The following is an 11399-nucleotide window of genomic DNA, read 5'->3' as shown; positions in this document are numbered from 1 at the left end:
CCGCCATGAGCGCAGGGACAATGACCGTCCCACCGCCAATCCCAAACATTCCCGAAAGAAAACCAGCGAAGAGCCCCGCAATAATCAGGATCAGGGCATTTCGCGTTGCCTGTGACATCCGTCCTCCTTGTACCCTCCATTTTAAGCGTGATAGATGCCCCATAACCGCATGCAAAGACACTCAGTGCCACCCATGCACCCATGTCCTAGGATGAATATGGCAGGTTGCCGCATAGCTTTTACGTCAAGGAGTTGCCTTGGAATACCCCTTGTGGTCACTTATTCCATTCGTCACGATGCTCGCTTGCATCGCTGTTTTGCCGTTAATCCCTGCAACCTCGCACTGGTGGGAACGCAATTCCAGCCAGCTGACGGTTGCACTAGTCTTGGCGATCCCGACGACCGCCTGGATGTTCTGGAAAGCCGGAAGCGCTCCGCTCATTGACACGGGAATTGAGTATTTCCAATTCATCTGCCTTTTGTTTTCGCTCTACGTGGTCTCGGGCGGTATTCACCTCGCCGGCGACATTCGGGCAACTCCCCGGAACAACACGATTTTCTTGGTAATTGGCGGCGTTCTAGCATCTTTCATTGGAACAACCGGCGCGGCAATGCTGTTGATCCGTCCCCTGCTTGCCACCAACCGCGAGCGTGTGAACAAGGTCCACACCGTCCTCTTTACGATCTTCATCGTGGCCAACTGCGGCGGTTTGCTGACCCCTCTGGGCGACCCGCCGCTCTTCCTCGGTTTCTTGAACGGTGTCCCCTTCACGTGGACGCTGAACCTGTGGAAGGAATGGGCATTCGTCCTTGGGATCCTTCTCCTCTCCTACTATTCGCTTGATCGCTTGTACTACGCAAGCGAACCCAAGCTGGCTATCGAAGAGGACAACGAAGACATCGAACCTCTGCGATTGCACGGCGCGATTAATCTCCTGTTCTTCGCAGCGATCATCTGCTCAGTTGCTTTCCTGCCTTCATGGGATGCCGAGGCCATCATCGAAGGTCACGCGCACGGAAGCGAGTTGGTTCCGTGGCGTGAGATCGTCATGCTTATCGCAGCTGGGCTTTCACTGACTGTTGGCAATAAAAAGGTCCGCTATGAGGAAAATGCCTTCCAGTGGTCCCCCATTGCCGAGGTCGCGGCCCTCTTCATCGGCATTTTCGCCACGATGGCCCCCGCACTGCGCGTCCTCGAAGAAGTTGCGCCTTCTCTTCCCCTCAACCGCGGAACTTTCTTCGTCTTCACGGGTTCCTTGTCCTCGGTCTTGGACAATGCTCCGACCTACATGACCTTCTTTGGAATGGCAAAGACCTTGGGCGGGGACGGGACGCTCATTGCCGGAGTTCCCGAGGCCTATCTGATCCCGATCTCCTTGGGTGCAGTTTTCTGCGGCGCTATTACATACATTGGCAATGGTCCGAACTTCATGGTCAAGTCCGTGGCCGAAGCCGACGGCATCGAAATGCCCAGTTTCGGTCGCTACATTGTGGATTCATTCATGTTGCTTGTTCCCGAGCTTGCGGCGATGGCAATGATTTTCATTGGCAGTGGCTGGGTCCGCATCGCAGGTATCGCAGTGGCCGTCGTGTTGGTGGGGATTTCATTCTGGCGAATCGCACGCGCCCGTACCATCGAACTGGCAACACGTACTCAGGGAATCGACTTCTAAAGAAGCCGTTGAACATCGAGGCGTGGTCCCCTTTTTCGGGGCCACGCCTCAATTATTTACTCTGCATTCGCTGGCGCGATCGGGACCCATTGGCCCCGATCTTCCAATACCCGACGAGCGAGGGTCGGGTGATCGGTGATGAGGCCGTCAACTCCTAGGTCTAGGAGACGATGCATCTGCGTCTCTTCATTGACCGTCCACACGTGCACTGCGCAGCCCAAGGCGTGTGCAGTCGCAACAAAACGGCGATCGACCACGCGGATGACACCCATCTTCTCCGGAACCTGAACTGCCCATACTCCCTCGAGGGGACCCGGAACTCGCAAACGGGTAGCGGGCTGGGCGAGCTGGGACGCCGCTACAAGCCTCGTCACCGCTGCAACCCCCAGTGATGTGACCAAGCGCGGTTCACGAGAGCGAAGAAGGCGAAGGCGTGACTCATCGAAAGAAGCAATCAGAACCCTGCCCAAGGCCTCGTGCTCACGCACAACATCGAGCAAAGGAAGCGCAACTTCAGCGCTCTTGGCATCGACGTTGAAATACATGTCGGGGAAACTCTCTAGAGCATCTGCCAAGCGGATCATTCGACCGCCATCTACCCCCCGTAACTGTTCCAACTGCGACCACGGCATCTGACGGATCTCGCCCTGCGCTGGGTAGGTACGATCCACTTTCGGATCATGGTTGAGAACCACCTGACCGTCCGCACTCAGGTGTGCGTCGGTCTCGACGTGGAAAACCTGAATGTCTCGTAGTGCTTGAAAAGCTTCCGGCGTATTTTCGGGAGCTTCGGCTCCCCCGCCACGATGAGCAAGAATCAGAGGGCCTTCACCAAGAACCCGATACATTGTCAGCACTCCTTGCCGATAAAGATGGCCTTGTGCTCGACCATCCACTTTTCCGGATCAACCGGTTCGTTCTTCGAGTTATGGATTTCGAAGTGAAGGTGCGGTCCCGTTGACCATCCATTCGAGCCAACTGCACCGATCTGTTCACCCGCATTGACCTGCTGACCAACCTTGACCTTGATGTCTTTCATGTATTGATGCAGGTAAGCCGAATAGAAAACGGTTCCATCGCTAAGGGTATGACGCATGGTGATGAGAGCACCCGAACGGGAATTCTCGGATACTTCGGTGACCTCTCCGGGATACACAGCGTGGATCGGGGTTCCAAGGGGAGCTGCCATATCCGTACCTTCGTGCATGAGCATGGTTCCGGACACGGGAGAAATACGCATCGAGAAAGGCGAGGTCACCTGATAGGTCCCCTGCTGAAGCGGCCAATAGAGCGTGTCAGCTTTGGTGAGCGTTCGAGTTCCATCGGCGGCTCCGTCACTACTCAGACACTGAGCAGCGAGAGGCGAACGGACTCGTGAACGCGAGGCAGGATCGACCTGGGCGTTAAGACCAGACGAGAGCGTGACTGCGTTGGTATCAGTTGCCCACGACTGAGAACCAGCAGCGACACCAAATTCTCGAGAGGGAATCGAAATTGATACATCCGGGCGCAAATAACCACTTAAGGGGACTGCAATTGTCATTGCACCAAGCGCAAGAAGAACGCCCGAACGCACGATAAGTGCACCGAATTTTGATCCTTTAGCGGGCGTGGCCTCAGCGGAAGAAGAAACGGGAGCGCCGTGAATGCGCGCGTCATGAGCGCGCGCGTGGGCACGCTCTCGACGCGTCGGGAACTTCGGTGCTTCAGGTGTCATAGTTCTTCCATCATCCCAAATAAAAAGCTGGATCGCAGTTACTTGTGTCCTAGTGCTCACTTCAGGAACGATAATTTCCAGGAAGAGTGTCCTTCTGGAGGGCGTCGCGGACCTCACCAACTAGTCGTTCAAGGATATCTTCAAGGAAGAGGACTCCGGTAACGCTCCCGTCTACCCCCATGACTTCGGCGAGGTGAACACCGGCGCGTTGCATATGTCGAAGAGCATCTTCAACTTCTGCGTCCATCGGCACCGCCTCCATCTTGCGGATGCGCCAGGAGGTGATGGGCTCAAAACGCTCTGTTTCATCGGCATAAAGGATATCTTTCAGGTGAATATAGCCCTTGAGCGCTCCCTGAGCGTCCGCAACGGGGAAACGCGAAAACCCAGTGCGGGCTACTTCTTTTTCGACCTGATCCGGCGTAGTCGACTCATCCAAAATAATGAGATCTTCCAAGGGAACCATGACATCGGAGGTGTTCTCCGTCGAGAACTCAAGAGTTCCTGAGAGCAGACCCAAATCATCGTCGATCATTCCCTCTTGCTGGGAGTGTTCAACGATTGTTGCCATCTCTTCGACAGTAAAAGTTGCCGAGATTTCGGATTTTGGTTCAACTCCGGCCATGCGCAAGAACCAATTCGCCAAGTGATCCATACCGTGAATCACCGGACTAATGACGTGTCCAATGCTGACCAAAATGGGGGCCAGAACAAGAAGTAGGCGCTGCGGGTTCGCGATTGAGAGATTCTTGGGAACCATCTCACCGAAGACAACGTGCAAGAACAGGACCAGCGCGAGGGAGAAGGTAAATCCGACAACGTGTACCCACGAGTGCGGCAGTCCCCACTGCTGCATTGGTCCTTCGATTAATGAGGCAAAAGTGGGTTCTGCGACCACACCAAGGGAGGTGGACGCTACCGTCACGCCCAACTGACAGATCGCCAACATCAAAGAGACATGTTCAAGTGCAAAAAGCGCGTACTTCGAACCACGAACTCCTTCTTCAACGAGGGGTTCGATCTGCGAACGACGAGATGAAGTTGTCGCAAACTCACCCGCGACAAAGAACGCATTGAGCGCAAGGAGAATGAAGGTCACGATCACGGCGAAAGTGGCGTTCACAAGAGCACCTCCCCTTCGCTTTCACGCGCGGGAGGAATGATGCTCACCTGCATGACTCGCCTCCCCATCATCTGAATGACCTCTAAGCTGGCGCCCGCAACTTCGCAGCGATCCCCCACCTGTGGAATCGTTCCAAGCTCAGTCATGATCAGGCCTGCAAGCGTGTCATAGGGGCCATCATCAGGGAGGAAAACTTTCGTTCGCTGCGCGAGTTCGTCGATGCGCAATCGCCCCGGGACCAAAAGGCTTCCGTCGGGACGCTGACGAATACCCAGGCGACGCTGATCATGCTCGTCCGCGACATCGCCAACGATCTCTTCAACGACATCTTCAAGGGTGACGATTCCCGACACTCCACCATATTCATCGACGACGACCGCCATCTGGAGACCTTCTTCGCGCAACTGCACAAGCAGCGTGCCCAGGTCAAGGGTTTCAGGCACGCGCGGGGCCTCGGCAAGCAAAGAAGACGAAATGACGGGAACTTCATCGCGTTTTTCGAAAGGAACAGCGACTGCTCGACGCAAAGAAACGAAACCGATGATGTCATCCCGGTCTTCTCCGATCACCGGAAAACGCGAATGCCCGGTTTCGTGGGCCGCACGGACAACATCGGAAGCCACTGCATCTTCAGGAATCGTATGGAGAAGGCCGCGGTCAGTCATCACGTCCGCCGCATTCAATTCGCTAATTCGGATCGAGTTCGTAAATAGCGACGCCGTCGAGGTATCCAAAGTCCCCTCTTGGGCGGAGTGACGAACCATCGCGGCAAGCTCCGAGGCGGAGCGCGCGGAAGAGAGCTCTTCTTGAGGCTCAACCCCCATCAGGCGCAGGATGCCGTTGGCCGAGGCGTTGAGGAGCATAATCACCGGTTTGAAGACAACGGTGAACAAGGAATTGAAGGGGACGATCCGTCCCGCAGTCTTGAGGGGGTGCGCAAGAGCGAGATTCTTTGGAACAAGCTCTCCAAAAACCATGGAGAAAACATTGATCAAAACCGCAGCAACCGCAACTCCAACAGCGGAAGAAACCGCTGTTGACAAACCAAGTCCCACCCCTGCCGAAGTCAGCATATCCGCGAGCGCAGACTGAGTGGTGTAGCCCAAAAGAATTGTCGTCAGCGTGATGCCAACTTGTGCGCCAGAAAGCTGTGTCGACAGATTTTTAATCGCCGTGGAGACTTGGCGAGCGCGTGCATCTCCGGCCGCAGCGCGGCTTTCAACGACGGCTTGATCGAGTGCTACAAGAGAAAATTCTGCGGAGACAAAGACAAAAGTTCCCGCGGTAAGGATGACTCCTAAAAGGAGCATTGCGATATCAAGAAGCACGTCGACCTCCTGCATCGAGGCGGCATTGACGCATCAGGCTTTGATCAGAGCAACAACTGTCACTTTCCATGATTCCTCCAGTCTATCGGTAGTTGGAGTTCTTCGAAGTGTGAGAAAGGCCCGTTGCAGGTGAGGCATTCGCAGCCCTAGGGCCTAAACTGTTGTCTAAAGTCACATAGCAGTGTTCAGAAAAAGGATGGTACAGCTGTGGTGGAATCCCCACGTTCACCAGAATGGGTTCAACAAATGCGCCAGCAGTGGTTGGCCGATCCCCACAGCGTCGATGCCTCGTGGCGCGCCTATTTTGAGGGAGATACCGTCCCCGCCCAGCTCCATCGTCCGCAGGCCCCGCTCCCGACTCAACCAACCGCAGTTGTCAGCGCCGAGGCGGCCCTTGCCGCCCAGGCGGACAACCCCGCAACCGAGCAGCCCGAAGTGCTCGTGACCCGCTCCGACCTTCCTCCTGCTCCCCCCGCGCAGGCAAGCGAGGCCTCGTCACCCTATGCGCGTCGCCACCGCGCTTCGCAGACGCCAGCCTCGCGTTCAATGAGCACAGAAACAGAAGATGATATCCGTGTCTTGAAAGGAATCGCGCGCGCAACCGCACGCAATATGGACGAATCACTGAGCGTCCCGACTGCGACTTCTCAGCGCCAAATTGCCGCAAAGATCCTGATTGAGAACCGCGCGGTTGTGAACTCTCACCTGCAGCGCACTGTTGGCGGCAAGGTTTCTTTCACCCATCTCATCGGCTACGCCATCGTTGAGGCGCTCTCCGAAATGCCACAGTTGAATGTCCGCTACGTTCTTCAAGACGGTAAAGCCGCAGTTGAAGAACTGGCACACGTGGGCTTTGGCTTGGCGATCGATATCCAACACGGCGGCGAACGTCGTCTGGTTGTTCCAGTGATCCACGATGCCGATACCTTGACCTTCACGCAATTTGTTGACGCCTATCAGGACATCATCGCTCGAGCAAAGAAGGGCGAACTTACGGCTGAGGATTATCAGGGGGCCACTGTCACCTTGACGAATCCGGGCACCATCGGCACCACAACTTCGGTTCCGCGTTTGATGAGTGGCCAGGGGCTGATTATCGGTGTGGGAGCAATGGATTATCCAGCCGAGTTCGCGGGAGTCTCCCCGCGCAAACTTGCTCTCATGGGAATTGGCAAGACGATGTTCGTCTCGTCAACTTATGATCACCGCGTCATTCAAGGCGCAGCCTCGGGTGAATTCTTGCGTTTGGTTGATACGAAGATTTCAGGCCGCGATGGTTTCTACGAGCGTGTTTTTGCGGCTTTGCATATTCCCATTCAGCCTTACGCGTGGGAAGCGGATTTCGAATATGACCTCGAGCGCGAAAAGGGCAAGCCTGCCCGTATTGCCGAACTCATTCACGCTTACCGCTCGCGCGGTCACCTCGCGGCAGATACAGATCCCCTCGCCTACCGCGTACGCCGCCACCCCGATCTAGACCTGACCAGTTACGGCTTAACCGTGTGGGACTTGGACCGGCCTTTCCCGACCGGCGGCTTTGGCGGAACAGAGCAGATGCTTCTTCGCGATCTTTTGTCACGCTTGCACGATACCTACATTCGATCCATTGGTATCGAATACATGCATATCCAAGATCCGCAGCAGCGCCACTGGGTGCAAGAACGCATTGAAGGACCTTTCAAAGCTCCTTCTGCCCAGGAACAGCGCCGCATTTTGTCGACATTGATTCACGCTGAGGCTTTCGAAGAGTTCTTGCAGACCAAATATCTGGGGCAAAAGCGATTCTCTCTTGAAGGCGGCGAGTCCTTGATTCCTCTTCTCGATGAGATCTTGAGCCAGTCGGCACGTCGTGGCATCCACGAGGTTGCGATTGCGATGGCCCACCGTGGGCGCCTCAATGTCTTGGCGAATCTTGCGGGTAAGAGCTATGCCCAGATCTTCTCCGAATTTGAAGGAAACCAGGATCCTCGGACCGTTCAGGGCGCGGGAGATGTCAAGTACCACTTGGGAACTGAGGGAGTGTATTCAGCCGAGCCGGGAGTTGCGACCAAGGTGTCCTTGGCGGCTAACCCCTCTCACCTTGAAGCTGCTGATGGGGTGCTCGAAGGAATCGTGCGCGCGAAGCAGGATGTTTTGGGCGATCCTGATCTGCCCATTGTCCCTCTGTTGATCCACGGTGACGCGGCTTTCATCGGACAAGGCGTTGTTCAAGAAACCCTCAACATGTCCCAGCTGACCGGATACAAGACCGGCGGGACTATTCACATCATTGTGAATAACCAGATCGGTTTCACGACGGGACCGGCTTCGGGGCGTTCCTCACGCTATCCGACGGACTTGGCAAAGGGCCTGCAGATCCCAATCTTCCACGTCAACGCCGACGACCCCGAAGCGGTCGTGCGTGTGGGCGCTTTGGCATTGGCTTATCGCGAGGCTTTCCACAAGGATGTCCTCATCGATTTGGTGTGTTACCGCAGGCGTGGTCACAACGAGGGCGATGATCCTTCGATGACCCAGCCGGTCATGTACTCGCTCATCTCGAAGTTGCCTTCTACCCGTGAGGTTTATATCCGTAACCTCGTGGGACGTGGCCAGCTGACCGAAGAAGACGCACGCGAGTCCATCCGCGCTTACGAGGCCGAACTTAGCGAGATTTTGGATCACACCCGTGAGCACGGCTGGTCTCCGCAAAAGCGCGGCGAGGATGAAGACGATCAGTGGCAGGTTCCTGAAAGCCAGCTACCCGGTGCGGGAATGATGATCGGCTGGACTTCCGCTGTCAGCGCTGAAACGCTGAGCCGTATCGGCGAAGCTTATGTGAACTTCCCACCGGATTTCGCAGTCCATCCGAAGATCGAAAAGCTGTGCCACAAGCGTTATGAGATGGCTTCCGGCCACGATTCGATCGACTGGGGTTTCGCAGAGCTCTTAGCTTTTGGCTCTCTACTCATGGAGGGCACGCCGATTCGCTTGTCCGGTGAAGATGCACGTCGCGCAACCTTCGTTCAACGTCACGCGGTCCTTCACGACCACAATGACGGACGCGAGTTCACTCCTTTGCACTTCCTCACTCCCGATCAGGCCCACTTCGATGTCTTCGACTCGCCTCTGTCGGAGTATGCGGTTCTTGCCTACGAATACGGGTATTCCATCGAGCGCCCCGAAGCCTTGGTCCTGTGGGAAGCACAATTCGGTGACTTTGCTATCGGCGCCCAAACAATCATTGACGAGTTCGTCTCTTCGGCAGAAACGAAGTGGGGTCAGCGCTCTTCCTTGGTTATGCTCTTGCCGCACGGGCAGGAAGGCCAAGGTCCTGACCATTCGTCGGCCAGGATTGAGCGTTTCCTCCAGCTAGCAGCGGAAGACAATATGTGGATTGTTCAGCCCTCAACCCCGGCGAACCACTTCCATATGCTGCGCACCCAGGCCTACAAGCGGCCTCGTAAGCCTCTGATTGCCTTTACCCCCAAGCAGCTCCTGCGTCTTCCCGCCGCGTCTTCTTCCATCGAAGAATTCACTTCGGGATCTTTCACTCCCGTCTACTCGGAAGTTGATTCTCGCGTGAATACCCACGAGGTGACAAAGGTTCTCGTGTGTTCTGGCCGCGTCTACTACGACCTCATCCACGAACGCGTAGAGCGAGGCGCGTGGAATACGGCGATTATTCGCGTCGAGCAGCTCTATCCCCTCCCCGTCGATGAGCTTCGCAAGGCTCTTGCCACCTACCCGAACGCCCAAGTGGTCTGGGTTCAGGACGAACCGAAGAACCAGGGAGCTTGGCCCTACTTTGCGCTGAACTTGTTCCCCGAGCTGGGAATCGCTCCGGCGCTTGTGTCCCGTCCGGAGAGCGCAACGACCGCCGCTGGACGCGCAAGCTTGCACCGTGAGCAGGCTGCGGATATCGTGCGCCGAGCTTTTTCCTAAGAAGGGGGCACGCAGATGCGTATTTGTGTGATTGGCGATGAGCTGATTACCCCAATGGGTGATCCCCGAGGCCTGGGCTGGGTCGGGCGCGTTTTGGCGCGCTCGCACTTCCCTTCCCCTCCGACCGTCATGACTTTGGCTGTTCCCGGGGAAACGACAACGCAGCTTGCCTCTCGGTGGGAAAACGAAGTGAGCTATCGTCTTGCGCCCGATGAACCCTGTGCGCTCATTATTGCCGTTGGTTGCGCGGATATTCCCGCGGGTATTTCAACGCCGCGCTCTCGGCTGAATCTTGCAAACATCACCGACCGAGCTTCGACGCTTGGTATTCCCTCGATGGTTGTTGGTCCGCCTCCTCTTGCGGGAGTCCAATCCAGCGCGGTGAAGGAAGTTTCCTTGTCGTGTCAGCAGGTGTGCGAGCGCAGGGATATTCCCTTTGTCGATACTTTCACTCCCCTTGTCGCACACGATCAGTGGTTTGAGGATATGGCTTCTTCTGCTGTTCGTTCTGCTCGCGGCGCTTCGATGCCTGGACAGTCGGGCTATGCGCTCATGGCTTGGCTTGTCCTGCACCAAGGGTGGTTTGAGTGGACGGGAGCGACCCCGGCGGACGTGTGAGCACAGGAGGAATGTGTGTACCCACGTCATTCACGTTTCTCCCCCAAGAGACTTTTGCCGTCGACTACTACCCGCGCAGTGGGATCATGAAGGCTATCCGTGAGGCGTAACGCGAACGCGCCCCGGCCTCGTCCATCCCACACACGTCAGTGAGACCATGAGCAACCAGTACCTCACCTCTCCCCCGCCCGGTCCCGTCAACCGCCCCCGGCCTCGTCGACGATCGAGTGCCTGCCGCGGGGGCTTTCAACGCGCGCAAACCTGCTCGCATTCGTCGTCGCCGTTGTCTTTAGCATCATCGCTTACGGTTTCACGTCAATCGGCAGGTACGTGCACTTCGGCTACTGGCGGCTCGTGTGGGTAGCCGCTTACTGCGTCATCGGCCTGATTGCCGCGATCGCGTGCGCCTCCCTCGCCCAGCCGACCCCTGGTCTGCGAGCCTCGACTAGTCGTATCGGCACCGGGCAACGCGGGGTTGCCTGCAACCGTCGTCCTCGATCAACGAAGCCGTGAAACGACGCGTGAAACGGGTCGTCTCACGCTTGGGTGAGGATCCCCGAGATGAAGCGCGCGCTGTGGTCGAGGGCGGCCTCGGCCTCGGGAATGATCGGAACGCCCAGGACATACACGTGGAAGCCATCCGGTTCCACGCGCAGGCGCACGTCCACGCCAGCGCGAGCGGCCTTGCGCGCGAACTCGATCACGTCGGGGCCAACGATGTCCGCGTCGCCCTGGAAAATACGCATCGGCGGCAGTCCCGACGGGTCACCGTACAGGGGGCTGACGCGCCAATCGGCCGGATCCAGGTCGCCAGCCCACGCGCGGCCCGCCCATGCCAGCCCGGGCACACGCAGAACCCGGTCGCGGCGCTGCACGTCCTCGATCGCCGGGTTCGTCATGGTGACATCCACCCACGGCGCGTACAGGACGAGGCCGTCCAGCTGACGCGCACCCACGTCGCGTCGCTGCATGGCGAGGGACAGCGCCAGGCCGCCACCCGCCGAGTCGCCGAAGAT

The 11399-nt window shown here is 57.1% G+C and carries 8 protein-coding genes; 3 read left to right on the top strand and 5 right to left on the bottom strand.

Annotated elements, in window-relative coordinates:
* Positions 1 to 257 precede the first annotated feature (257 nt).
* Positions 258 to 1673, top strand: coding sequence for a sodium:proton antiporter (locus tag BQ8011_RS05390; protein WP_072455470.1), 1416 nt, complete (start codon positions 258 to 260; stop codon positions 1671 to 1673).
* 56 nt (positions 1674 to 1729) lie between these two features.
* On the opposite strand, the gene BQ8011_RS05385 is transcribed toward BQ8011_RS05390, so the two are convergent.
* From BQ8011_RS05385 to BQ8011_RS05370, 4 genes are all read right to left on the bottom strand, one after another.
* Positions 1730 to 2521: a glycerophosphodiester phosphodiesterase family protein gene (locus BQ8011_RS05385; protein ID WP_072455468.1), complete on the bottom strand. Its 792-nt coding sequence runs from the start codon at positions 2519 to 2521 to the stop codon at positions 1730 to 1732.
* A 2-nt stretch (positions 2522 to 2523) separates the two neighbouring features.
* Complete coding sequence (locus BQ8011_RS05380; protein ID WP_083429940.1) at positions 2524 to 3390, bottom strand: M23 family metallopeptidase; 867 nt, start codon at positions 3388 to 3390, stop codon at positions 2524 to 2526.
* A gap of 61 nt (positions 3391 to 3451) precedes the next feature.
* Positions 3452 to 4513: a hemolysin family protein gene (locus BQ8011_RS05375; protein WP_072455467.1), complete on the bottom strand. Its 1062-nt coding sequence runs from the start codon at positions 4511 to 4513 to the stop codon at positions 3452 to 3454.
* On the bottom strand, positions 4510 to 5823 hold the full coding sequence (locus BQ8011_RS05370; protein WP_072457674.1) for a hemolysin family protein: 1314 nt from the start codon (positions 5821 to 5823) through the stop codon (positions 4510 to 4512). The genes BQ8011_RS05375 and BQ8011_RS05370 overlap by 4 nt, the downstream gene beginning before the upstream one ends.
* Positions 5824 to 6048: 225 nt before the next feature.
* On the opposite strand from BQ8011_RS05370, the gene BQ8011_RS05365 reads away from it, so the two are divergent.
* Both BQ8011_RS05365 and BQ8011_RS05360 read left to right on the top strand, forming a co-directional pair.
* Complete coding sequence (locus tag BQ8011_RS05365) at positions 6049 to 9765, top strand: multifunctional oxoglutarate decarboxylase/oxoglutarate dehydrogenase thiamine pyrophosphate-binding subunit/dihydrolipoyllysine-residue succinyltransferase subunit (RefSeq protein ID WP_072455465.1); 3717 nt, start codon at positions 6049 to 6051, stop codon at positions 9763 to 9765.
* A gap of 15 nt (positions 9766 to 9780) precedes the next feature.
* Complete coding sequence (locus BQ8011_RS05360; protein ID WP_072455463.1) at positions 9781 to 10383, top strand: GDSL-type esterase/lipase family protein; 603 nt, start codon at positions 9781 to 9783, stop codon at positions 10381 to 10383.
* A 536-nt stretch (positions 10384 to 10919) separates the two neighbouring features.
* Here BQ8011_RS05360 and BQ8011_RS05355 read toward each other — a convergent pair.
* The coding region (locus BQ8011_RS05355) for an alpha/beta hydrolase fold domain-containing protein (protein ID WP_159436439.1) at positions 10920 to 11399 on the bottom strand (480 nt) is incomplete at its 5' end.

Origin of the sequence: Actinomyces marseillensis, assembly GCF_900155605.1 — a bacterium.
GTDB lineage: Bacteria > Actinomycetota > Actinomycetes > Actinomycetales > Actinomycetaceae > Pauljensenia > Pauljensenia marseillensis.
The sequence above is the reverse complement of the archived record's forward strand: the minus strand, read 5'-3'. Positions and strand labels throughout refer to the sequence as shown.